Source organism: Microbacterium sp. NPDC089188 (genome assembly GCF_040685155.1).
Taxonomy (GTDB): domain Bacteria; phylum Actinomycetota; class Actinomycetes; order Actinomycetales; family Microbacteriaceae; genus Microbacterium; species Microbacterium galbum.
On record NZ_JBFBHH010000002.1, the window covers coordinates 38,782 to 61,272 of the forward strand.

Sequence of the window (22,491 nt, forward strand, 5' to 3'; positions counted from 1 at the left end):
GGGGATGCGTGCCCGGGTCAGAACCGCCGGGCGTTGGCGAGGACCGGGATCTTCGCGCGCACCTCGGCGACCGCGGACAGGGCCTCGGACACGTCGACGACCCGCGTCTGCGGGGCCTCGCCGAGGCGGACCAGGTCCGCACCGTCGGCGGCGACCACCGCGCTGTAGCCGATGCCGGTGGGCGCTCCGACGCCGTCGTCGCGTCCGGTGGCGCGGGGGTCGGCCTGGCCGACCGCGACCACCACGGTCGTCGTGTCGAGGGCGCGGGCACGGGTGAGCAGTTCCCAGTGCTCGCGCTTGCCGGGTCCCGACCCCCAGGAGGCGGCCACCAGCACGAGGTGGGCGCCGTCGTCGGCCAGAGCGCGGAACAGGGCGGGGAAGCGGACGTCGTAGCAGGTGGCCAGTCCGATGCGGACGCCGTTCAGATCGAAGAGCACGGGCTGCAGGCCGGGTTCGACGGCATCCGATTCGCGATAGCCGAACGCGTCGTAGAGGTGGATCTTGTCGTAGGCGGTCTCGGCCGCCCCGGCGACGAGGAGCGTGTTGCGCACCCGCCCGGGGGTGTCGGCCGGGGTGAACATGCCGACGACGATCGTCACACCCGCCTCGCGGGCGATGCGGCGCACCTCGTCGGCCCACGCGCCGTCGAGCGGTTGCGCGACCTCGGCGAGGTCGGGGCCGGCGAAGCGGCACATGACCGCCTCGGGGAAGACGACGAGTGCGGCGCCGTCCTCGGCGGCGCGCGCGGCCTCGCGGGCGATGATCGAGAGGTTCTCGAGGGGGTCGGAACCGGCGACGACCTGAGCCAGGGCGATGCGCATGTGAGTCTCCTTCGTACGGGTATCCCCGTGTTGTATACCTGTCGTATGCCTTCTGTCGCGCCCCCCTCGGGCCGAGACCGTGCTCTCGGACACCTCCGCTCGCTGCTGACCGACCCACAGGTCGAGGGGGGCTTCATCAACGAGCAGGACGTGGCCGACGCCGTGGGGGTCTCGCGCACCCCGGTGCGCGAAGCGCTGCTGATCCTGGCGTCGGAGGGCCTGGTCGACCTCGAGCCCCGCCGGGGAGCCCGCGTCGCCGCGCTCACCCCGCGCGAGACGGCCGAGCTGATGGAGATGCGCGGGCTGATCGAGCGGTTCGCCGTCCAGCGCGCCCTGGCCCAGCGGCTCTCGCCGCACGACGCACTCGCCGAGGTCATGCGACGTCAGGACGCGGTGACCGCGGGACTCGACCGCCTGACCTTCGAGCAGGCCCGCGAGTGCATCGAGCTCGACCGGGAGTTCCACCAGACCCTGGTCGACGCCGCGGGCAACGCGCTGATCTCGCGCAACTACGCGGCTCTGCGCGAGAAGCAGGTGCGGGTCGGGATCTCCGCGCTGAGCATCGGCCCCTCGCGGTGGAACGCCGTGACGCACGAGCACGGCGCGATCGTCGAGGCCCTGCGCGCGGGAGATCAGGCGGCCGCCGAGAAGGCCATCGACGACCACCTGAGCATCACGCTCCGGACGATCCTGACGGGGGCGTGAGGCGCGGCCCTCGGCCGGGGCGCGGGCAGCGCTCCGACCGAGGGGACCGGATGCCGTCGGTCGTCACGACGTGGCCCGTGCTCCGGTCAGCACGTCGAGGTACTCCTCGTCTTCGGCGTGCTGCGGGTTGCGGCCGAGCAGCAGTCCGACGATGGTGAGCACGGCCGCGACGCCGAGGTAGATCGCCGGGGCGACCCAGCTGCCGGTCGCGCTGAGCAGCGCCGTGAAGATCACGGGAGCCAGAGCGCCGCCGAAGACGCCGGCGATCGTGTAGGCGAGGGACGATCCGGTGTAGCGCAGGCGCGGGCTGAACTGCTCGGTGATGAAGGCGGCCTGCGGTCCGTACATGAACGAGTGGATGGCGAGACCGACGACGACGCCCAGGATGAACAGCGGCTGGGAGCCGCCGCCGATCATGAGGAAGAACACGAACGGCCATCCTGCGGCCGCCACGGCGGCGATCGCGTACAGCAGGCGGCGGTTGACCATGTCGCTGATCCACCCGGCGAGGGGGATGAGCGCCAGCTGGAAGGCGGAGCCGATCAGGGTGGCCGTGAGCACCTGCGAGCGCTCCATGCCGAGCTGCGTGAGTCCGTAGGTGAGGGTGAAGACGGTGAACATCGCGTACAGGATGTCGGGTGCGAGGCGGCACAGGATGGCGGCGAGGAGTCCGCGGCCCTCGAGGCGGAACACGTCCTTGATGGGGGCCTCGGGTCGGTCGCCGGACTGCTCGATGGCGCGGAAGATCGGGGTGTCCTCCAGGGCGAGGCGGATCCACAGGCCGAAGGCGACGAGCACCGCGGACAGGAGGAAGGCGACGCGCCATCCCCACGCGAGGAACTGCTCGTCGGAGAGGGCGAGGGTCAGGACAGCGAGCACGCCGTTGGCCAGCAGGTTTCCGGCGGGCGGGCCGACCTGGGCGGCGGAGGCCCAGAAGCCGCGGCGCCGCGGAGTTCCGAACTCGCTCGAGAGGAGGACGGCCCCGCCCCATTCGCCGCCGACGCCGACGCCCTGGGCGAAGCGCAGCAGCACGAGGATGACGGCCGCGAGCGGGCCGATGGCGCCGTAGGTGGGAAGGACGCCGATGAGGAAGGTCGCGATGCCCACCAGGAGGAGGGTGATGACGAGGACCCTCTTGCGGCCGATCTTGTCGCCGAGGCGGCCGAACACGATGCCGCCGACCGGGCGCGACAGGTACCCCACGGCGTAGGTGGAGAACGCCAGCAGCGCGCCCGTGAGCGGGTCGTTCTCGGGGAAGAACAGCGCCGGGAACACGACGGCGGCGGCAGCGGAGTAGACGGCGAAGTCGTACCACTCCAGGGCGGTGCCGGTGAGGCTGGCGGTGTACGCCTTGGCGAGCGAGCGCGTGCGCTCCCGGCCGCCCGGTACAGCGTTTCGAACGTTCGTCATGAGAGTCCCATCTGATGTCGGCGAGGAGGACCGCCGCGTTTTCGTTTCCCTCATACTTCCTGTATACAAAACGTATACGCAACCGATACGGGGAAATTTTCCCGCGTCGTAACAATGGGAAGAGGCGACGTGACCGCTCTGGAATTCGAGATCATCGGCGAGGGCACCCTCGTCTCCGTCGACGTGACGCACATGTACAACGCCGGCTACGCCGGTCGCGACCAGGCGGCCGTGAAGCACCACATCGACGAACTGGCCGAGCTGGGAGTCCCGGCGCCCACCACCACCCCCTCGCTGTACCCCGTCTCGTCGTATCTGGCCCGGCAGGGCGACCGGGTCGAGGCGCAGCACGAGCGCACTTCCGGCGAGGCCGAGTGGGGCATCGTCGTCATCGGCCCCGGCGAGGACGACGTGCTGCTCACCGTCGCCTGCGACCACACCGATCGGGCCCTCGAGGTGCACGGCGTCGCCTGGAGCAAGAACGCCGGTCCCGACATGCTCGGTCGCCGGGCCTGGCGTCTGTCGTCTCTGGCCGATCGCGCCGACGACCTGCGCCTCCGGGCGTGGGTGGGCGACGAGCGCGCCCTCATCCAGGACGGCCGCGTCGGCGAGCTGCTCTCGCCGCAGTACTGGCTCGACGTTCTGGCCGAGCGGGGCGAGCGCCAGGAGGGCGTCGCCCTCATCTCGGGAACGATCCCGATGGTCGCGGGCGTCGACCAGTTCAGCGACCGCTGGGAGGTCGAGCTGCTCGACGAGAGCACCGGGGAGGCGAGCGTCGTCCGCTACGACGTCGAGCGGATGCCGACGCCCATCGGCTGAGCGAGCGTTCGCGCCGCGGTCCACCGGCCGTGGGCGACGACGGCCCGGACCGAACGGTCCGGGCTTTCGTCGTCGCTCGGGCTCTCGTCTCGCCCGCGCCTTCAGAGGAGGTCGCGGGCGAAGAGCACGAGGGTGCCGCGTCGCCCGGTCTCGTGGAGCCCGGCCTTCTCCAGCACACGGCGCGAGGCGCCGTTGTCGGTCTCGGTGTCGGCGACCGCCCGGCGGGCGCCCCAGTGCTGGGCGTGCGCGAGGGCGAGGGTGACGGCGGCACTCGCGAGCCCCCGTCCTCGTGCCGCGGGGATGAGGCCGTAGCCGAATTCGACGGTTCCGCTCGCGTCGGGTGGGCCGAAGAAGCCGAGGCCGCCGACGGCGAGCCGCGTCGCCGGCTCACGGATGGCGTACATCGTGAACGGTGACGCGCTCGACTCGGACGCCGCGAGGGCTTCGAGCGGGTCGAGCTCGTCGACGAACGGATAGTCCGGATGCCAGTCGTCTCCGGGTTCCTCGTCACGCGCGACGATTCGTCGTGCCATCGCCGGCGTGATGCGGGTGAGAAGGACAGGGCTGCTTGAGAGGGTCATCCCCTCCATCATCGCCCCGCGGGGCCGCCCGCCTCCGGGGAGGTGGATCCTCCGCATCCCGGTCGCGGATGGTCAGCCGACGGAGCCCCGCAACCGCAGCGCCCCGGATGCCGTGACCTCGAGCCGAACGGCATCCAGTCCGTCCACCACCAGATCGGCGCCCAACTCCTCGTCGGCGGTCGTTCCGGTCAGCGCCATCACGGCGCAGCCGGCCGCGCGGGCCGCAGCGATGCCGGCCGGGGCGTCCTCGACGACGAGGCAGCGCGAGGGGTCGACGCCGAAACGCTCGGCCGCGAGAAGGAAGGGTTCGGGGTCGGGCTTGCCGTTGACGACGTCGTCGACCGTGACGAACACGTCGGGGTGGGCGAACCCGGCCGCGGCCAGGCGGGCCGTGGCGATGGGGACGGACCCCGAGGTCACGATGGCGCGGCGGTCGGCCGGTACGGAGGCGAAGAAGTCGGCGGCGCCGCGGATGGGGGCGAGACCCGCGGCATCCGCCACCTCGAGGTCGGTGACGTGCGCGAGCGCCTCGGCATGCCGCTCGGCGGGCAGCAGCAGGCTCACGAGCGTGCGCGCGGGCTGACCGTGGTTGGCGTGCAGGGCCTCCATCGACACGTCGAAGTGCTCGGCGAAGCGCCGCCAGGACCGGGCGACGGATGCCGTGGAGTCGACGAGGGTTCCGTCGAGGTCGAACAGCACGGCGTCGAACTCGCGCGCGAAGATCGCGGCTCCCGCGTCGAGGGGGCGGCGGATGCCGAGCGCGGGCAGGACGCGGGCGAGCTGCTGCCCGGTGGTGAGCTCGGCGTCGACGGCGATCACCGGGACGGCGGGTGCGACCGGCGTGACGTCCACGCGGTGCGCGTCGCGGGAGACGCCCCGCGCGGCGCGGCGGGACGCCAGGATCGCCGGGTCCCCGTCGACATGGATGACGACGGGCTCGAGGGGCAGGAGTGCCTCGCGCAGCGCCGTCCAGTCGTCCCCGCCCGCGAGCTCCGCGGTGAAGGGGGCGACGACGACCACGCGGCCCGACGTGGAGAGGGCATCGGCGGCCGTTGCGCGCAGTGCCGCGTAGCGACCGGCGCGGATGGCCCCGGCGTGCGGGGAGGCGAGCCAGTGTCCGCCGAGGGCGTCGGCGGGAAGGGCGTCGAGCAGCGGGGTGGTCACGCTGTCGAGGTCGACGAGGGGTGCGCGCAGCGCGGTGGCGAGGGCGCGTCCGAGCGTGCTCTTGCCGCTGCCGGCGGGACCGGCGACGAGGACGGCGAGCGATTCGGGTATTTGACACGACGACGGCATACCTCCACCATAGACGTAGCAAGTCACCGGTGTCATGCTCGTCATTCCGGGACTCGAAGAAGTTCCGGAGAGGACGGCCGCTCATGCAAGACACCGGTGACATGAATGTCGAGCAGTCGCGCCTCCACGGCGGCCTCGACCTGGGCAGCACGGGCATCAAGATGCTCGTCGTCGACGACGCCGGCACCGAGATCGCGGGGGCCCAGGCGCCCACCCCGTGGCGGGTCGGCCCGGGCGGCACGACCGACATCGACGCGGACGACCTGCGGTCATCCGTCCGCGCGCTCATCGATCTCGTCGACGCCGAGCTCGCCCCTGTCACGTCCGTTGCGCTGACGTCCCTGGCCGTGGCGGGTATGGGCGAGACCGGCATCCTGATCGACGTCGACGGTCGAGCCGCAGCACCCGGCTTCGCGTGGTTCGACCCGCGCGGGTGGGAGCAGCTCGCCGCCCTCCCCGCCGAGGTGCGCGACGAGTTCGCCGGCCGCACCGGCCTGCCGCTCGGCGCCCAGGTGAGCGTCGCGAAGCTCGCATGGCTGCGCGACCAGGGCACCGACCTCACGGGCCTGCGCTGGCTCGACCTGCCCGAGTTCGTCGTAGCCGCCCTCGGCGGAGACGTGGCTCTCGAGCTCTCGCTCGCCTCGCGCACCGGCCTCATCGACCAGGATTCCGGCGCCGCCTGGCCGGCGATGCTCGAGGCGCTCGGCGTCGACGACGCGCTGCTGCCGCCGTTGCGGGGAGGCGGGACGGCCTGGGGCACGGCATCCGCCGCCTTCGGACCCCGCGTCGCGGGGGCCGCGCTCACCGTCGCCGGGCACGACCACCTCGTCGCCGCTCAGGCCAACGGCACCCTGGATGCCGACGGCTACCACGTCTCTCTCGGCACGGCCGAGGTGCTGCTGAGGGTGCTCGATGCGCCTCTCGGCTTCGCGGCGCGCCGACGACTGGCCGACGCGCTCATCAACGAGGTCCGCCACGTCGTCCCGGGCAAGCACGTGCTCGTCGCCGGGGTGAAGACCGGTCTCCTGCTGCGCCGCGCGCTGCACGCCGCCGGGGTCAGCGACCGCGCGGGCCGTGATGCGCTCGACGACGCGGTCATGGCGCTCCCGTACGAGGGCGAGCTGCCGGCCGGGGCGATCGAGGTCACCGGCGCCCGCAACGACGACGGCGTGCTGCGGCTGACGCTGCACACGGAGGCGAGCCCCGCCGAGATCTTCGGCGCGGTGCTGCGGCACAGCAACGACGAGGTCGCCGCGCTCATCGCGGCGATGGACCGCGAGGTGGCTCCCGCCACCCACTCCACCCTCACCGGCGGGTGGGCGGGAATGGCTTCCGTCCGTCGCGCCCGCGCCGAGGTGCTCCCCGATCCGTCCCTGTCCACCCGCGAGCAGGACGTCGCGTGGGGAGCCGCCGACATGGCGCGGCGCCTCGTCTCGGCATCCGTCCCCTCCTGAACAGACCACCCGCGCCCACCCGCGCGCGAGAACCCCAGAGAAGAGAGATCATGAACGCACTCACCACGATCGAGCGCCGCGCGCTGCAGTCGATCAGCACGCCCGACGGTCACATGCTCATCGTCGCCGCCGACCAGCGCAACGGCATGAAGGCCGCCATCAAGGACGCCCCCAACGGCTCCGACGGGATCTCGCGCGAGGAGCTCGCCGAGGTGAAGGCCGACCTCGTCCGCCACCTCGCCAACCACGCGCCGGCGATCCTGCTCGACCCCGAGGTCGCGCTGCCGCAGATCGTCGACGACGGCGTGCTCGCCCGTGACACCGCGCTCGTCGTCGGTCTCGACGCCTCGGGTGCCGAGACGGTCGACGGTCTGAAGTACACGCGCTTCGTTCCCGGCACCACGCCGCACTCCATCCGCGAGCAGGGCGCCGACGTGGCCAAGATGCTCTGGTACACGCGTCCCGACAAGCAGGATGCCGACTCCCGCGTCGCGCAGGAGATCCGCGACCTGGTGAAGGCGTGCGACGAGGAGGGCCTGCTGCTCATCGTCGAGCTGCTCACGTACCAGCTCGAGGGCGAGAGCGACGAGGAGTACGCGGAGAAGTTCGCCGACCTCGTCGTCGACGGAGCCGCCCTCGCCGTCGCGTGCGGCGCGAAGATCCTCAAGCTGCAGTACCCCGGCTCGGCCGAGGCGAGCGCGCGCGTGACCGAGGCCGCCCAGGGCGTGCCGTGGGCCGTGCTGTCGGCCGGTGTCGACCACGAGACGTTCATCGAGCAGGTGCGCACGGCCGTCGCCAACGGCGCCTCGGGCGCGATGGCCGGCCGGTCGCTGTGGAAGGACAGCCTCTCGATCGACGCCGACCGCCGCGAGGAGCTGCTCTCGGGCCGCGCCCTGCCGCGCCTGCGCGAGCTCGCCGACGCCGTCGACGGCCGCTGACATGAGCCCGTCCGCCCGGCACCGGTTGCGTCGTCCGGTCGCGTCCGACTCCCCTCGGACCGGCTCCCCGCGGGTGCACGCGGAAGACGGATGCCGCCGTGCCGGGCGGGCACTCGGGTCGATCCGCGACGCCGGTCGCGCGGCGCCCACCCCCGCGGCGCGCGGGGGTTCGGCGCCCGTCGTCCGTGCCGCCGTGCGGGGCGCGCGGTCGGTCCGGCGGATAGGGTGGCACGTCGAAGCCCCCACTTGCCCGAACCCCGGAGGTGCCTCGTGACCACGATGCGCGACGTCGCTCAGCGCGCCGGGGTGAGCACGAAGACCGTGTCGCGCGTCTTCAACGACGATCCGCACGTGCTCCCCGACACGCGAGCCCTCGTCGAGGCCGCGATGCGCGAGCTCAACTACGTCCCCAACGCCCTGGCGACGACGTTCCGCGCCGGCCGCGCCTCGGTCATCGGGGTCGCCGTCCCCGACGTGGTCGATCCGTTCTTCGCCGCCATCGCCCGCGCGGTCGAGGACACCGCGCGCCGCCATGGCCTGTCGACCCTCGTCACGAGCCTGGGCGAGAACCCCGACGACGAGAGGCCCGCGCTCGAGTCGCTGCTGGGTCGCCAGCTCACGGGACTGGTCATCGCCCCCGTCGGCACCGACCACTCATGGCTCGAGCGGTGGCGCGGGCACACGCCGATCGTGTTCGTCGACCGTGCGCCGGCGGGACTGCTGACCGACACGTTCACCGAGAACGATGAAGCCGGCGCGCACCTGGCCACCACCCACCTGCTCTCGCACGGGCACCGCCGCATCGCCTACGTCGGCGACATGGTGCACCTCTCGACCGAGACCAAGCGCGTCGAGGGCTGGAGGCGGGCGCTGCGCGATGCGGGCGTCGACGTCGACGAGCGACTCGTCGCCTCGCAGGTCTCCGACCGCGCATCGGCGGCATCCGCTCTCGAGCGTCTTCGCGGCCTCGACGAGCCCCCCACGGCCCTGTTCTCCGCCAACGCCCGGTCGTCGATGGCGCTCGCCCACGTGCTGCGCGGCGATCCGCTGCCGTTCGTCGGCTTCGGCGACTTCCCCATGGCCGACACGCTCACCCCCTCCGTCACGGTGATCGACCAGGACCCGCGCCGCATCGGCGCGCTCGCCGCCGAGCGGGTGTTCGCGCGGCTGCAGCCCGATGCCGGCCTGGGTCTCGACGAGCTGACGGTGATCGACGTGTCGCTGGTCGAGCGGGAGTCCTGCGCGCTCTGACCCCCTCCGCTTCTCGCGAGGCGGCTGAGCTCGTCGAAGCCACCGGGGCACGCGGCCACCGGTCCCTTCGGCGGGCGCAGGGACCCGTGTTCGGGGTGCGAGGAATGGCGCGGACGCGTCGACGCACAATGGCCGGGCCGGGGCAAGAGCCCGTCCACGATCGGGCGGGCGCGATAGGAAAGGCAGTCAGAGAACGCCACCGCTCCCGAGAAGAGGGCTCCGATGACGACCTTCCCGCGCTCCGAACGCCGCACCGCCGCTCGGACGGAGGTGACGTCGTGAGGCTCACCGACACCAGCGACCTGTGGTGGAAGACCGCCGTCTTCTACAACCTCGACGTCAAGACCTATCTGGATGCCGACGGCGACGGCGTGGGCGACCTGCGCGGCCTCGCGCAGCGGCTCGACCACCTCGCCGAACTCGGGGTGACGTGCCTGTGGCTCGCGCCGTTCTACCCTTCGCCGCAGCGCGACAACGGCTACGACATCGAGGACTACTACGGCGTCGATGCGCGGTACGGCTCGCCCGGCGACATGGTCGAGGTGCTGCGCACCGCCCACGACCGCGGCATGCGGGTGATCGTCGACCTCGTCGTGAACCACACCTCCGACCGGCATCCGTGGTTCCAGCAGGCGCGGCAGAGCCCCGACAGCCGCTACCGCCACTTCTACCAGTGGCGCGACGAGGTGCCCGACGACGCTCCGGCGAGCATGTTCCCCGACGTCGAGGACGGGGTGTGGTTCTTCGACGACACCGCCGGGCAGTACTACAAGCACTCGTTCTACCGGCACCAGCCCGACCTCGCCACCGACCATCCGGAGGTGCGCGAGGAGATCGCCAAGGTCATCGGCTTCTGGCTCGAGCTCGGCATCGACGGCTTCCGCGTGGATGCCGTGCCCCACCTCATCGACGGCGACGAGGGCCCCGAGCACGACTTCCTCCGCGCGCTGCGGGGCTACGTCTCGCGCCGCAGCGGTCACGCCATGATGCTCGGCGAGGTCAACCTCCCCTACGACGAGCAGCTGCGCTTCTTCGGCGACGCCGACGGCGACGAGCTGACGATGCAGTTCGACTTCGTCGCCAATCAGCGGCTCTACCTCGCCCTCGCGCGTCAGGACGCCGCGCCGCTGCGGGAGGCGCTGGAGTCGCGGCCCGAGATCGCCCGGGGAAACCAGTGGGGCAACTTCGTGCGCAACCACGACGAACTCACCCTCGATCAGCTGTCGGAGGCCGAGCGCGAAGAGGTCTTCACCGCCTTCGCCCCGGAGCCGGGGCAGCGCATCCACGGGCGGGGGATCACGCGGCGGCTGCCGGCGATGCTCGAGGGCGATCCGCGCCGCATCCGCATGGTCTACAGCCTCATGTTCTCGCTGCCGGGAGCGCCCGTGCTGTACTACGGCGAGGAGATCGGCATGGGAGAGAACCCCGAGATCGAGGGCAGTCGCGCCGCTGTCCGCACGCCCATGCAATGGACGGGCGCCCCCGACGCCGGCTTCTCGACGGCCGACGACCTCATCGCCGACATCGTTCCGGGCGGGTTCGGGCCGCAGCACGTCAACGTCGCCCAGCAGCGTCACGATCCCGACTCGATGCTCAGATTCGTGCAGAACCTCGTGCGTCACTACCGCGCCTCGCCCGAGATCGGATGGGGGGAGTTCGGCCTCCTGGATCAACCCCACAGCTGCGTGCTCGCGCACTCGCTCACCAGTGAGCTGGGCCTGTTCGTCGCGGCGCACAACTTCGCACCCGACGGGCGCACGTTCCGCCTCGAGATCGAGGGGGCGGATGCCGAGCAATGGCGTGTGGTGAACCTGCTCGACGATGCGGAGGGGGCGGAGACGCTCGACGGATCCGGATTCGACGTGTCGCTCGACGGGTACGGCTACCGGTGGTGGCGGGTGATCCGGCCGGGGGAGCGGCGCATCGCCTGACGCACGCGGGGGCAGGCGGAAGTGATCGGGCGCGGCACCCCCCAATGGTGCCGCGCCCGTCACCGACCGGATCGGGAAGCCTCTCCCGATCGCTCGCGCGCAGGGGTTCCCCCACGTCCGCCCCGCGCGCGGTCTGATCCATACAAGCACAGCGTGTCGTAATTAGCACCCGAGGGGTGATCGTAAATACGACCGTAGGTGAAACGGAGGGTCGTCTACGATCGGACTGTGGGTCGCGGCGCAGTCGGACCACCCTCCCGGTACTCCCGTCGAGTGGTGGCGAACGTGGATCGCCTGCGGAGGGCCAAGGGGCTCACCGTCGGCGAGCTGCTCAGCCGCGCCGGAATGACGAAGAGCTACTACCAGTCGCGCGCCGGCCTGTCGCTGCCGTACAACACCAACGATCTGGAAGCCCTCGCGGTGGCGCTCGGCGTCACGCCCGAGGACCTCGCCAGCCCCGACACGGCGCCGCGGGTCGAGATGCGCGTGCCGGCCGGGCCCCTGGCATCCCGCGTCCGACGACTCATCTCCGCGCAGACCGCCACCGCCGACGACCTGCTCGCGCACCTCGACGACATCGACCCGCAGGCCGCGGACGGAGCGCGCGCGCTGCTCGCGGAGGGCGCGACGAGCGTCGTGCTCGACGAAGAGGTCCTGCGGCTCATCACCCACTGGGGCGACGTGCCCACCGAGTACCTCACCGACTACACCGATGCCGCGGTGACGGATCGAACGGATGCCGAGCTCGACCTGCGCGACGCGATGCGCGAGGCCGGAGCCAGCAGCATCCAGTTCCGGGCTCTCGGCGAGATGTCGCCCGACGCCCTGCGCGCCATCGCCCAGTCGCTGCGAAGCAGGCCGCCGGCGACATGAGCGACCGCGACGGGGGGAGAGCGGTGGCTGCGGAGGACATGCAGGCGAGAGTGCGGGCGCGAGCCGATCGGGCGATCGCCCGCGCGCGATTGACGGCCGATATGGGGTTCGACGACGTGGTGCGAGCGGTCGAGCGAGCCGTCGGCATCCGTCTCCGGGTGATCCGCGAGACCGACACGAGCGGATGGGGGACCCTCACCGGCTACCTCACCTTGTTCGCCGACAGGGGAGAGGCGAGCATCCACGTGCGCGCATCGGATGCGGCGCTGTACAGCCAGTTCGCCGCCTCGCATGAGCTCGGCCACTTGCTCGACGACGCGCACTGCACCGGCGCCCTCCATGAGCGGGGTGCACGCGAACGCTCCTCGATCACGCCGTACGACGATCCGACGCTGACGACGCCGGAAGTCGAGGCCGAACTCGTCGCCGAGCACGTCGCCCACCGCATCTCCCGCCTGCTGTACGCGAGCCCCCGGGTGGCCGAGTCATCGTGGTGACCGTTCTCCTCATCGACGCGGCCCTCGTCGCGCTGCTGCTGCTCGTGGTGGGCCGCGCGCGCGCCGCTCGGCGTCAGCCGCGGGCGCGCATCGCATGGCTCGCCGGCCTGGTCGGCGCCATCGCACTGCTGACCCAGGGCACGGTCATCCCGCTCGGTGTGCTCGACGGCGTGCTCGGGGGCACGAACATCCTCAAGCTCGTGCAGGGCGTGCTCACGATGGTGGCGCTGTGGCTCGGCATCCAGGCCGGGATCGCCCCCGTGACGGCGCGCGTCTCGACACTGCGCTGGCGCTTCCCGGCGCTGCTCGCGGGAGTGTTCGCCGTCGTGTTCTTCGTCGCCCTGCCCGAGCGCGGGCCGACGTCGTTCCGCTTCATCGAGGACGCCGCCGCCACTTCGACGGGCGCGTGGGTCTACGGGGTGGTCCACATGGCGGGCATCGCCCTGGTCGGGGTGCTGCTGTGCGTCTCGGCCCACGTCTCGCTCCCGGGTGTGCGCTGGTTCTTCCGGGCCGGGGCGATCGGGATCGTGCTGGGCTGCGTGAGCGAGATCGCCGATCTCACCCTGACGCGCTTCTTCGCCCCCGTTCCGATCGTGAGCGCGCTCTTCGACCCGCTCTTCTACCTCGGCGTGCTCGCCTTCGTCATCGGCATCTTCCGCGCCTCGCGCGTGACCGGCCGCATCCGTCGGCGGGGCGAGGCGCTGCTGGAGGATCTCGGCGCCGTGGCCCGGCGGCGCGGTGTCGCGGGCCTGCCGGGCCTCGCCGACGACCCCCTCGTCGACACGCGCCTGCACGCGCTGCGCGTGGCCGTCGAGGACGACGCCATCGCCACCTCGTCGCCGTTGAGCGCTCAGGAGCGCGAGCTCCTCGACGACGTCGACGCCCACCTCACCCGCCGATCCACGGGAGCCCGCCCATGATCCGCCCCCTCGCCCTCGGCACGGGCATCGCCGTCGCCACCGTGGCGCTCGCCCACACCGCGCTCGCCGGCTACGTCGCGCGAAGACTCATCGCCCCGCGCGCCGCCAAGGTCTACGCACCCGTGACCTTCGCGGGCGGCACGGTCACCGTGCCGGCCACGCTCGAGAGCCGCGAGCCGGGCACCTACGGCCTGTGGCTCGACGACGGTCGGCACGTGGTCGTCGGCGAACCGCTGCGCGTCGGGAAGGACCGGGTCGTGCGCGAGCTCGCGTCGCGTCCCGACGGACTCGTCGACGGTGAGGCCGTGGCGACCTGGACCTCGCAGAGCATCGGTTCCCCCGAAGACGTCGGGCCCACGCGGCACGTCTCCGTGCCGCTGCGGCGCGGCGGCGTCGCCGAGGCGTGGGAGATCGGCGACCCCGACACCGCCGACGGCCGCTGGACCATCCATGTGCACGGGCTGCGCTCCAGTCGCAACGGAGCGCTTCGCTCGGCGCCGGCGGCGGTGGATGCCGGATGGATGGCGCTCGTGGTGTCGTACGCCGGCGACGAGGAGTGCGCCCCCGCCGACGCCCTGCCCTCGACCCTGGGAACGCGCGAGTGGCGCGACGTCGACGACGCGATCGCGTACGCCCTCGCGCGCGGTGCCCGGGAGATCGTGCTCGTGGCCTGGTCGATGGGCGGCACGATCGCGATGCTCGCGCTCGAGCACTCGGCGCACCGCGAGGCGATCGCCGGACTCGTCCTCGTCGCGCCGGCGCTGGACTGGCCCCGGGTGGTCGACAACGCCGTCGCGAACGCGCACCTGCCCCGCACGGTCGCCGCCGCGTCGATGCGCGTGCTCGCGAGCCGCATCGGGGCGCGGGCCCTCGGCCTCGTCGAGTCGGTCGACGCGCGCGCCCTCACGTGGGTGGGCGAGGGCCGGCCCGGGCCGGGGGTGCCGACCATCATCCTGCACAGCCGCGTCGATCCGGTCGTGCCGTTCTCGGGATCGGTGGCGTTCGTCGAACGGCATCCGGATGCCGAGCTGGTCGCCTTCGACGCCACCGGTCACTGCAACGAGGCCAACCAGGAGCCCGAGCGCTTCCACGACGCGATCGCCCGCTGGCTCCGCGCCCGCTGAGCCGCAAAAGGTCCCCGAGCTTGTCGAAGGGACCGGGGGCGTGGCGGGTTCCGGTGGCTTCGACGGGCTCAGCGACCTCGGTTCGACCGGGTCGCGGCCGCCGCAGCACTCAGGCGTCGACGACCGCCGCGATCGCACCGCGCGCGCCGCGCTCGGCCAGCAGCGCGCGGGCGGCGAGATAGGCCTCGCGCAGCCGCGCGTCCTGCCCGAGGTCGCCGAAGACGGGCGCGTAGTCGAGCAGCACCGCCGGGTCGTCGGCCACGATGGCCCGCAGCTCGTCGAGCCGACTGTCGACCGCGGGGGTCTCCTCGCCCGATTCGGTGCGCCCCTCGAGGAACACGCTCCACCCCGCGAGCACGAGGGCCGCGTGGTCGATCCGGCCCCCGGCGGCGAGCTGCTCTCGGACGACGGGCAACAAGAACTTGGGGAGCCGGTCGGAGCCGTCGACGACCTGACGCGCGAGCGTGTCGCGGATGGCCTCGCTGCCGAAGCGCGCGATGAGCTCGTCGCAGTAGGCGTCGAGGTCGATCCCGGGCACCGGTCGCAGCGTCGGAATCGCCTCGGCGTGCATGTAGCCCTGCAGGAACGCGACGAACAGCTCGTCGGTGCACACCTCGTGCACGTAGTGCGCGCCCGACAGGATGCCGAGGTAGCTCATCGCCTGGTGCGACGCGTTCAGCAGCCGCAGCTTCATGAGCTCGTACGGCTCGACATCCTGGACCAGCTGCACGCCGACCTCGTCGAAGGCCGGACGCCCCAGGGGGAAGGCGTCTTCGAGCACCCACTGGGCGAACGACTCCGAGCGCACGGGCCAGCGGTCGTCGACGCCGAACTCCTCGGCGATGGACGCGCGCGTCTCGTCGGTGGTGACCGGGGTGATGCGGTCCACCATGGAGGTGGGGAACGACACGTTCTGCGCGATCCAGGCGGCGAGTTCCGGGTCGAGACGCTCGGCGAACCCGAGCAGGGAGGCGCGCGCGACGTGGCCGTTGCCCTGGATGTTGTCGCACGACATGACCGTGAAGGCCGGGATGTCGGCATCCCTCCGTCGGCGGAGCCCCTCGGTCAGCAGGCCCATCACGCTCCGCGGAGGCAGGGCCCCGTCGAGGTCGGCGAGGGTGGGTTCGTCGCGCGGAGCGTAGGCGCCGGTGGCGTCGTCGATGCCGTAGCCGCCCTCGGTGATCGTGAGCGAGACGATCGCGGTGTCGGGATCGGCGAGCTTGGCGACGACCGCCTCGGGGTCGTCGGGGACGAAGAGGTAGTCGACGATCGAGCCGACGACGCGGGCCGCGGACGACCCGTCGGGAGCGGTGGTGACGAGCGTGTAGAGCCGATCCTGGGCGGCGAGGGCGTCGCGCATCGCGGCGTCGAACGGCAGCACCCCGACCCCGCACAGTCCCCAGTCGCCGCGCCCGGCCTCCAGGAGCCTGTCGAGGTACATCGCCTCGTGGGCGCGGTGGAACCCGCCGACGCCGACGTGCACGATGCGCGAGCGCACGGCCGACCTGTCGTAGGTCGGAACGGAGACGTCCGCCGCGAGGGAGGGGAGGGCGGCGGCGGTGAGTTCGGTCATGCGGGGCTCCGTGTGGGTGGGGCGGGAGGCTCGGGGCGTGCTCGTCGCGTCGGGGGGTGCCCCGGGGTTTGGGACGTGTTTCATCACGTGGGGCGTGAGGTACGCGCCCCGCGGTGAGGAAGCCGCCCCGAACCGGGGAAGGGGAGGGGTGGATGCCGGGACCCTCACGCGTGTGCGGGGGTCCCGGCATCCGAGGTGGGTCAGCAGGAGGACTTGTAGACCGCGTCCTTGCCGTCGCCGTTGATGTTGTCCTTGGTGAGGATGGTGAAGCCGGTCTGGATCTTCTCCTCGGTGGACTCGCCCTTCAGTGCGGCGATGGCCTGCTTGACGCCGTCGGAGCCGATGGTGGCGGGCTCCTGCGCGACGAGGGCCTGGACGGTTCCGGCTTCGAGGGCCTTGACCTGGGCGGGACCGGCGTCGAAGCCGACGATCGTGACCGAACCCTGCTTGCCGGCCTGCTGCACACCCGTCGCGGAACCCTCGGCGGCGAACAGGTTGGCGGCGAAGATGCCGACGATGTCGGGGTCCTTCTGCAGCGCGGCGGTGACGATCTCGGCCGCGGTCGAGGGCTCGTTGTGCGAGTACTGCACACCCACCGACTCGAACTTGCTGTCCTTCGCGACGGCGTCTTCGAAGCCCTGGGCGCGGGCGTCGGTCGTGGACACGCCAGGGTCGGTCGAGACGACGAGCACCTTGCCGCCGTTGGGGTTCGCCTTCTGGATCGCCTCGAATGCGGCAGCTCCGCCGCCTTCGTTGTCGGAGGAGATCTGCGACACCGCACCGGACGGGTCCTCGAGCGTCGTGTCGACGAGCACGACCTTGATGCCCGCGGCCTCGGCTGCCGCGATGGGTGCCTGCATGGCCGACACGTCGGTCGGCGCGATCAGCAGCGCGTCGGGCTTCGACGCCACGACGGCGTCGACGATCGGCTTCTGCAGGGTCGGGTCGAACTTCTCCGGGCCCTGAGTGGTGACGGTGGCGCCCTCGGTCTTGGCTTCGGCTTCGATGCCGCACTGCATGGAGATGTAGAACTCATCTCCGGCGACGCCCTGCACGAACGCGATCTTGTAGCCGCCGTCGGAGCCGCCGGACGCACCGCCCGAGGCCGTGCCACCGGAGCAGCCCGCGAGAGTCAGGGTCGCGGCCATGCCGAAGACCGTCAGGGCGGTCGCCTTCTTGTTCCACTTCATCGTGATCACCGTTCTGTTGTGAGTTCTTGCTGTCGGGTTGGGTAAGGGGTGGAGAGGGAATGGATGCCGCCGCGGCTCAGCCGCGCCGACCTCCGCTGAGGAACTTGCGCCAGAGGCCCTGCGAGTTGCCGCGCGTGGCGGCGGTGCGGCGCACCTGGTCGACGTACACCGCCGTGATCAGCACCGCGCCGACGGCGACCTGCTGCCAGAACGGCTGGACACCGGTGATGACGAAGCCGTTCTGCAGCACCGCCGGGATGAACAGACCCACGACGGTGCCCATGATCGTGCCGACGCCGCCGAAGAGCGACGTGCCACCGATCACGACGGCCGCGATGACGTTGAGGTTGGTCTGCGATTGGCCGGCGATCGCGGTCGTGGAGAACTGCGAGAGCGACAGGATGCCGCCGAGCCCGGCCAGAGCGCCGGAGATCGTGTAGATCTTGATCAGCTGCGCGTCCACCTTGACGCCGACGCGACGGGCGGCGATCTCGCTCGACCCGACCGCCAGCGTGTAGAGGCCGAAGCGCGTGTAGTGCAGCACGATCGCACCGATCGCGACGACCACGAGGGCGATGACGCTGATGATCGGGACGCTGCCGAAGACGTTGCCGTAGCCGATCGAGACCGTGAGCACGGTCGGCACATCGCGGATGTCGACACCGCCGGTGAGGATCTGCGCGAGACCGAGGGCCATGCCCAGGGAACCCAGGGTGACGATGAGCGGCGGGATCTTCGCCTTGGCGATGAGGAAGCCGTTCAGCAGCCCCCAGCACACGCCGCTGAGGATCGCGACGAGGATGCCGACGATCGCGACGCCCCAGCCCTCGCCGCCCATCGCCCGCATGACGATGGCCGCGACGACGCCGGAGAAGACCAGGACCGACCCGACCGAGAGGTCGATGCCGGCGGTGATGATGACGTAGGTCATGCCGACGGCGAGCACCGCGAGGATCGAGGCGTTCTGGATGATGAGACGGAAGTTGGTCCACTGCGCGAACGAGTCGGGCGCGATGATGCTGAAGACGATGATGATCGCCAGCAGCACGAGGAGGATCTGGAAGGCCTGCGTACGCAGGATCCGGCGGACCGGGTTCACCTTCTGGTTGTCGTCGAACGTGCCGATCGCGACGGTCTCGGTGGGAGGGGTCTTGACGCTCACTTCTGGTCGTCCTTCGTGACGGCGCCGGTCATGAGCCCGACGAGTTCTTCCATGGAGGTGTCCGCGGCCTGGATGTTCGCGACGCGGGTCCCGAGTCGCAGCACCTGGATGCGGTCGGAGACGTCGATGACGTGCGGCATCGAGTGCGAGATGAAGACCACGGCGATGCCCTTGTCGCGCACGCGGCGGATCGTCTCGAGCACGTTCTTCGTCTGGCGCACGCCGAGGGCCGCGGTGGGCTCGTCGAGGAAGACGACGCGCGACGCCCAGTGGACGGCGCGGGCGATCGCGATCGCCTGACGCTGGCCGCCCGACATCTCGCCGACGGGCGAGGTCAGGCTGCGCACCGTGGCGCCGAGCTCGTCGAACGCCGCGCGCGATGCCTTCGCCATGTCCTTCGTCTTCATGAAGCCGAGGGCACCGGCGAGCCCCGGGCGACGGATCTCGCGGCCGAGGTACATGTTCTGCACGGGGTCGAGGTGGGGCGCGAGCGCGAGGTCCTGGTAGACCGTCTCGATGCCGAGCGACGAGGCGACCTGGGGGTTGGACATGTCGATCGGCGATCCGTCGAACCGGATCTCTCCCTCGTCGACGGCGAGGTTGCCCGACAGGGCCTTCACGAGCGTCGACTTCCCTGCGCCGTTGTCACCGATGAGGGCGGTGACCTCGCCGGGGTAGACCTCGAAGTCGACGTTGTTGAGGGCGCGGACGGATCCGAACTGGCGCGACAGACCGCGTGCCTGCAGCACGGGCACAGCCGTGGTGGTGCTCATGAGGAAGCTCCTTCGTGGTGGCCGGCGCCCCCGGCGGGGGTGTCGGAGACGGTGACGACGAGGTCGGCGCGGTGGCGGCCGCGCTCGACGACGAGGGCGTTCGCCTCGTCGACGTCGCGGACCCAGGCGACGGCGTCGTCATGGGGGTGGCCGTGGGACAGGCGGCGGGCGACGAGCCGCTCGCGGCGCGCGGTGGGTTCGATGTCGAGGAACCAGACCTCGTCGAGACGGGATGCCACGGCATCCCACCCGAATCCCTCGTGCAGCAGGTAGTTGCCCTCGGTGATGACGAGCGGAACGTCGGCGGGCACCAGAACCGCGGAGCCGATGGACTCCTCGAGGTCCCGATCGAAGCGCGGCGCGTAGACCTCGTGCCCGGCGCGGATGCGGTCGAGCAGGGCCACGTAGCCGTCGACGTCGAACGTGTCGGGGGCGCCCTTGCGGTCGCGGCGACCGAGGCGGATGAGCTCCTCGTTCGCGAGATGGAATCCGTCCATCCCGACCAGCACCGCGTCGGAGCCGAGCGCGGCGAGCAGCGCGTCGCTCACGGTGGACTTGCCGGCGCCGGGGGTTCCCGCGAGTCCCAGCACGCGGCGCTCGCCCGATGCCGCGAGCAGCCGCGCACGCTCGACGAGGTCGTCGAGGTGCACGGTCGCGGTGGCGATCGGTGCGGCGTTCTGCGAGGTGCGGGTCACGGCGGTGTGGTCCTTCCGGGGACGCCGCACGTCGGAGTGCTGCGCCGGTGGAGCGGTCCGGTGGAGCTGTCCACCGGTCGAACGTTGGTTACGGTAAGCCCACCGTGACACCGGTGTCAACACCCGTGATCAATTCGTCATGACACCGAAGTCATCCGCGGGATTCTGTGGTTATCATGGGCCGCGACGACACCGCCGTCGTCCCCGCCCTCAGGACCCGCGAAAGAGCCCTCCCATGACCGAATTCACCGACCGCACCATCCTCGTCACCGGAGCCGGTGGCGGTATCGGCGGGGCGACCGTGCGACACCTCGTCGCCGCCGGCGCCACCGTGCTCGCCGCCGGCCGCACGGCTGACAGCGTCGAGGCGATCGCCGCCGAGACCGGAGCCGAGCCCGTCGTGTTCGACCTCGAATCCGAGGACGAGATCCGCTCCGCGATCGAGGGCCGAGACCTCTACGGCGTCGTGAACTGCGGCGGGTGGGGCGGCGAGATCGCGACACCCATGGAGACCGACATCGACGTGTTCGACAAGGTCATGAGCATCAACGCCCGCGGCTCGCTGCTGGTGACCAAGTACGCCTCGCGCGAGATGATCCGCGTCGGCAAGGGTGGCGCGATCGTCAACGTCTCGAGCCAGGCGAGCCTCGTCGCCCTCACCGGACACATCTCGTACGGTTCGTCGAAGGCGGCCCTCGACAACATCACGCGCGTGTCCGCCCTCGAACTCGGCGGCTACGGCATCCGGGTCAACAGCGTGAACCCCACGGTCGTCATGACGCCGATGTCGGCCTGGTACTGGGGTCGTCCCGACATCGAGGGCCCCTTCCTCGAGGCCATGCCGCTGCACAAGTGGGCGACCGAGGACGACATCGCCGCCCCGATCGTCTTCCTGCTCAGCGACGGGGCCGGCATGATCTCCGGCGTCTCGCTCCCGATCGACGGCGGCTACTCCAGCCGCTGATCCGGATGCCACGGAGCGGCGCCGCGGTGGGCGGCGCCGCTTCGCGGTCTCGGCGCGCGGAGGTCGCGACGCGAGGAGGCTGAGCATGCCGAAGCCTCCGGGGGTTGCGGTCCCTTCGCCGGGCTCGGGGACCTGGGTTCGCGGTGGTGACGCGAGGAGGCTGGGCCTGTCGAAGCCTCCGGGGGTTGCGGTCCCTTCGCCGGGCTCAGGGACCTTCGCCCGCCCGTGGTCACAGGCCGAGCGTGCGCTCCAGGTAGGCGTTGCGGAAGACCCCGCGCGGGTCCGCCTCGCGCGCCGCGGCGAGGAAGTCCTCGGTTCGGGGCAGCGTCGCGCGCACCGCCTCGCCGGGCATCGTGAACGCCTTCCCCCAGTGCGGACGCACGTCGAAGGGCGCCAGGGCCCGCTCGATGTGCGGCAGCACCCCGAGTACGCCGTCGGTGTCGTTGCGCCAGGTGAAGTGGATCGCGAGCACGTCGCGCTCGAATGCCGGGCTGAGCCAGAGACCGTCGGCGGCCACCGTGCGCAGCTCGGTCACCAGCAGGTGGGCGTCGAAGGCGGGGGTGATCGCGCGCACGGCCGCCAGTGCCTCGGCGGCCGCCGTGATCGGCACGAAGTACTCCGATTGGATCTCGTCGCCGTCGCTGGGTAGCGCGTCGGCGCGGAAGTGCGGCAGACGGGTGTGCCACGGCCCCGGGGTTCCGCGCTCGGTGGTGTTGTCGAGCGTGCGGATGCGCCCGAGGTGCAGGTCGTCCCCGACCGCGCGGCCCCCGAGTTCCTCGACCCACGTCGGCGCCCCGGTGTCGCTCTTGGCCCACACGAGGTCGTCGGCCGGGTCTCCCCACGTCGTGAACACGCTCACGCTGCGCGAACCGCCGAACACCGTCGCCGGATCGGACACGAGGTCGTCCCAGGCGACGCCCGTGAACGCCTGCTGCACGACCGTGTACGACGGGACGGTGCGCAGCTCGACGGCCGTGACGACGCCGAAGGCGCCGAGCCCCAGGGCCGCGGCCCCGAACCACGGGTGGCCCCGGTCGATGTGGTGCGTGCGGCCGTCGGCATCCATAATCTCGAGGGCCGTGACGGCGCTCGAGAGGTTGCCGTTGCCCATGCCCGACCCGTGCGTTCCGGTGGCGGCGGCCCCGGCGACCGAGATGTGGGGGAGCGATCCGAGGTTGTGCAGGGCGCGTCCCTCGGCCTCGAGCACGGGGGCGAGCTGCGCGAACGTGACGAGACCCTCGACGCGCACGCGGTCGTCGGTGACGTCGATGCGCGTCGGCATCCGCTCGAGCGACACGAGGGCGCCGTCGGCGTCGGCGATGTCGTTGAAGGTGTGGCGCGTCGCCTGCACGCGCAGAGCCGGACGGGATGCCACGACCTCGGCGAGCTCGCCCGCGTCGGCGGGCAGCAGCACCTCGGCGGCGCGATAGTGGTGATTGCCCGACCAGGTTGCTCCGGCGGCTCGTGTCTCGGTCATCGTGTCTCCTCGCGTCGTCGCCCACCCATCATGACCCGGA

General features: G+C 71.6%; 21 protein-coding genes. 11 read left to right on the forward strand and 10 right to left on the reverse strand.

Annotated elements, in window-relative coordinates:
• Positions 1-17: 17 nt before the first annotated feature.
• Positions 18-821 carry a carbon-nitrogen hydrolase family protein gene (locus AB0N80_RS06260; protein WP_363578211.1) on the reverse strand — a complete coding sequence of 268 codons (804 nt, stop codon included), beginning with the start codon at positions 819-821 and terminating at the stop codon, positions 18-20.
• A 45-nt stretch (positions 822-866) separates the two neighbouring features.
• Here AB0N80_RS06260 and AB0N80_RS06265 point away from each other — a divergent pair, with 45 nt between their 5' ends.
• Complete coding sequence (locus AB0N80_RS06265) at positions 867-1,526, forward strand: GntR family transcriptional regulator (RefSeq protein ID WP_363391078.1); 660 nt, start codon at positions 867-869, stop codon at positions 1,524-1,526.
• 63 nt (positions 1,527-1,589) lie between these two features.
• Here the strand turns inward: AB0N80_RS06265 and AB0N80_RS06270 are convergent, their stop codons facing one another.
• Positions 1,590-2,936 (reverse strand): MFS transporter, encoded by a 1,347-nt coding sequence (locus tag AB0N80_RS06270; protein WP_315995221.1) that lies wholly within the window; start codon positions 2,934-2,936, stop codon positions 1,590-1,592.
• Positions 2,937-3,065: 129 nt separating this feature from the next.
• On the opposite strand from AB0N80_RS06270, the gene AB0N80_RS06275 reads away from it, so the two are divergent.
• The gene (locus AB0N80_RS06275) at positions 3,066-3,755 is read left to right on the forward strand and encodes a DUF2848 domain-containing protein (protein ID WP_363578212.1); all 690 of its coding nucleotides are present in this window, start codon (positions 3,066-3,068) and stop codon (positions 3,753-3,755) included.
• Between the two features lie 101 nt (positions 3,756-3,856).
• Here AB0N80_RS06275 and AB0N80_RS06280 read toward each other — a convergent pair whose 3' ends face one another.
• Both AB0N80_RS06280 and AB0N80_RS06285 read right to left on the reverse strand, forming a co-directional pair.
• Positions 3,857-4,336, reverse strand: coding sequence for a GNAT family N-acetyltransferase (locus AB0N80_RS06280; RefSeq protein ID WP_363578213.1), 480 nt, complete (start codon positions 4,334-4,336; stop codon positions 3,857-3,859).
• Positions 4,337-4,408: 72 nt separating this feature from the next.
• The gene (locus tag AB0N80_RS06285; RefSeq protein WP_363578214.1) at positions 4,409-5,674 is read right to left on the reverse strand and encodes an HAD-IA family hydrolase; all 1,266 of its coding nucleotides are present in this window, start codon (positions 5,672-5,674) and stop codon (positions 4,409-4,411) included.
• 38 nt (positions 5,675-5,712) lie between these two features.
• Here AB0N80_RS06285 and AB0N80_RS06290 point away from each other — a divergent pair, with 38 nt between their 5' ends.
• The 8 genes from AB0N80_RS06290 (at position 5,713) to AB0N80_RS06325 (ending at position 14,617) form a co-directional block, all read left to right on the forward strand.
• A complete protein-coding gene (locus AB0N80_RS06290; protein ID WP_363578215.1) occupies positions 5,713-7,083 on the forward strand; it encodes an FGGY family carbohydrate kinase in 1,371 nt (456 codons plus the stop codon).
• Positions 7,084-7,133: 50 nt separating this feature from the next.
• Entirely contained in the window at positions 7,134-8,021 is an 888-nt protein-coding gene (locus tag AB0N80_RS06295; protein WP_315995216.1) for a hypothetical protein, read from the forward strand.
• A gap of 279 nt (positions 8,022-8,300) precedes the next feature.
• Positions 8,301-9,272: a LacI family DNA-binding transcriptional regulator gene (locus AB0N80_RS06300; protein WP_363578635.1), complete on the forward strand. Its 972-nt coding sequence runs from the start codon at positions 8,301-8,303 to the stop codon at positions 9,270-9,272.
• A 278-nt stretch (positions 9,273-9,550) separates the two neighbouring features.
• A complete protein-coding gene (locus AB0N80_RS06305) occupies positions 9,551-11,203 on the forward strand; it encodes an alpha-amylase family protein (RefSeq protein WP_363578216.1) in 1,653 nt (550 codons plus the stop codon).
• Positions 11,204-11,479: 276 nt separating this feature from the next.
• Positions 11,480-12,076: a helix-turn-helix transcriptional regulator gene (locus tag AB0N80_RS06310; RefSeq protein WP_315995214.1), complete on the forward strand. Its 597-nt coding sequence runs from the start codon at positions 11,480-11,482 to the stop codon at positions 12,074-12,076.
• 23 nt (positions 12,077-12,099) lie between these two features.
• Positions 12,100-12,573 carry a hypothetical protein gene (locus AB0N80_RS06315; protein ID WP_363578217.1) on the forward strand — a complete coding sequence of 158 codons (474 nt, stop codon included), beginning with the start codon at positions 12,100-12,102 and terminating at the stop codon, positions 12,571-12,573.
• Positions 12,567-13,493: a hypothetical protein gene (locus AB0N80_RS06320; protein ID WP_363578218.1), complete on the forward strand. Its 927-nt coding sequence runs from the start codon at positions 12,567-12,569 to the stop codon at positions 13,491-13,493. Before AB0N80_RS06315 ends, AB0N80_RS06320 begins: the two co-directional genes overlap by 7 nt.
• Complete coding sequence (locus tag AB0N80_RS06325) at positions 13,490-14,617, forward strand: alpha/beta hydrolase (protein WP_363578219.1); 1,128 nt, start codon at positions 13,490-13,492, stop codon at positions 14,615-14,617. The genes AB0N80_RS06320 and AB0N80_RS06325 overlap by 4 nt, the downstream gene beginning before the upstream one ends.
• Positions 14,618-14,726: 109 nt before the next feature.
• On the opposite strand, the gene AB0N80_RS06330 is transcribed toward AB0N80_RS06325, so the two are convergent.
• The 5 genes from AB0N80_RS06330 to AB0N80_RS06350 form a co-directional block, all read right to left on the reverse strand.
• Positions 14,727-16,190, reverse strand: a complete 1,464-nt coding sequence (locus AB0N80_RS06330) for a mannitol dehydrogenase family protein (protein ID WP_363578220.1) — start codon at positions 16,188-16,190, stop codon at positions 14,727-14,729.
• 200 nt (positions 16,191-16,390) lie between these two features.
• The gene (locus AB0N80_RS06335; protein ID WP_315995209.1) at positions 16,391-17,380 is read right to left on the reverse strand and encodes an ABC transporter substrate-binding protein; all 990 of its coding nucleotides are present in this window, start codon (positions 17,378-17,380) and stop codon (positions 16,391-16,393) included.
• Between the two features lie 76 nt (positions 17,381-17,456).
• Positions 17,457-18,542 (reverse strand): ABC transporter permease, encoded by a 1,086-nt coding sequence (locus AB0N80_RS06340; protein ID WP_315995208.1) that lies wholly within the window; start codon positions 18,540-18,542, stop codon positions 17,457-17,459.
• Positions 18,539-19,315 (reverse strand): ATP-binding cassette domain-containing protein, encoded by a 777-nt coding sequence (locus AB0N80_RS06345; RefSeq protein WP_363578221.1) that lies wholly within the window; start codon positions 19,313-19,315, stop codon positions 18,539-18,541. The genes AB0N80_RS06340 and AB0N80_RS06345 overlap by 4 nt, the downstream gene beginning before the upstream one ends.
• Positions 19,312-20,010: a nucleoside/nucleotide kinase family protein gene (locus AB0N80_RS06350; protein ID WP_315995206.1), complete on the reverse strand. Its 699-nt coding sequence runs from the start codon at positions 20,008-20,010 to the stop codon at positions 19,312-19,314. Before AB0N80_RS06350 ends, AB0N80_RS06345 begins: the two co-directional genes overlap by 4 nt.
• Before the next feature lie 235 nt (positions 20,011-20,245).
• Between AB0N80_RS06350 and AB0N80_RS06355 the strand changes: the two genes are divergently transcribed.
• Positions 20,246-20,974, forward strand: coding sequence for an SDR family oxidoreductase (locus tag AB0N80_RS06355; RefSeq protein ID WP_315995205.1), 729 nt, complete (start codon positions 20,246-20,248; stop codon positions 20,972-20,974).
• Between the two features lie 229 nt (positions 20,975-21,203).
• On the opposite strand, the gene AB0N80_RS06360 is transcribed toward AB0N80_RS06355, so the two are convergent.
• Positions 21,204-22,451 carry a D-arabinono-1,4-lactone oxidase gene (locus AB0N80_RS06360; RefSeq protein WP_363578222.1) on the reverse strand — a complete coding sequence of 416 codons (1,248 nt, stop codon included), beginning with the start codon at positions 22,449-22,451 and terminating at the stop codon, positions 21,204-21,206.
• Positions 22,452-22,491: the final 40 nt, after the last annotated feature.

Excerpts from the sequence above, each read along its gene's own strand:
- AB0N80_RS06260 (WP_363578211.1), bottom strand. The coding sequence starts at position 821 with ATGCGCATCGCCCTGGCTCAGGTCGTCGCCGGTTCCGACCCCCTCGAG.
- AB0N80_RS06265 (WP_363391078.1), top strand. The coding sequence starts at position 867 with ATGCCTTCTGTCGCGCCCCCCTCGGGCCGAGACCGTGCTCTCGGACAC.
- AB0N80_RS06270 (WP_315995221.1), bottom strand. The coding sequence starts at position 2,936 with ATGACGAACGTTCGAAACGCTGTACCGGGCGGCCGGGAGCGCACGCGC.
- AB0N80_RS06280 (WP_363578213.1), bottom strand. The coding sequence starts at position 4,336 with ATGACCCTCTCAAGCAGCCCTGTCCTTCTCACCCGCATCACGCCGGCG.
- AB0N80_RS06285 (WP_363578214.1), bottom strand. The coding sequence starts at position 5,674 with ATGACGAGCATGACACCGGTGACTTGCTACGTCTATGGTGGAGGTATG.
- AB0N80_RS06290 (WP_363578215.1), top strand. The coding sequence starts at position 5,713 with ATGCAAGACACCGGTGACATGAATGTCGAGCAGTCGCGCCTCCACGGC.
- AB0N80_RS06295 (WP_315995216.1), top strand. The coding sequence starts at position 7,134 with ATGAACGCACTCACCACGATCGAGCGCCGCGCGCTGCAGTCGATCAGC.
- AB0N80_RS06300 (WP_363578635.1), top strand. The coding sequence starts at position 8,301 with ATGCGCGACGTCGCTCAGCGCGCCGGGGTGAGCACGAAGACCGTGTCG.
- AB0N80_RS06325 (WP_363578219.1), top strand. The coding sequence starts at position 13,490 with ATGATCCGCCCCCTCGCCCTCGGCACGGGCATCGCCGTCGCCACCGTG.
- AB0N80_RS06330 (WP_363578220.1), bottom strand. The coding sequence starts at position 16,190 with ATGACCGAACTCACCGCCGCCGCCCTCCCCTCCCTCGCGGCGGACGTC.
- AB0N80_RS06335 (WP_315995209.1), bottom strand. The coding sequence starts at position 17,380 with ATGAAGTGGAACAAGAAGGCGACCGCCCTGACGGTCTTCGGCATGGCC.
- AB0N80_RS06345 (WP_363578221.1), bottom strand. The coding sequence starts at position 19,315 with ATGAGCACCACCACGGCTGTGCCCGTGCTGCAGGCACGCGGTCTGTCG.
- AB0N80_RS06355 (WP_315995205.1), top strand. The coding sequence starts at position 20,246 with ATGACCGAATTCACCGACCGCACCATCCTCGTCACCGGAGCCGGTGGC.
- AB0N80_RS06360 (WP_363578222.1), bottom strand. The coding sequence starts at position 22,451 with ATGACCGAGACACGAGCCGCCGGAGCAACCTGGTCGGGCAATCACCAC.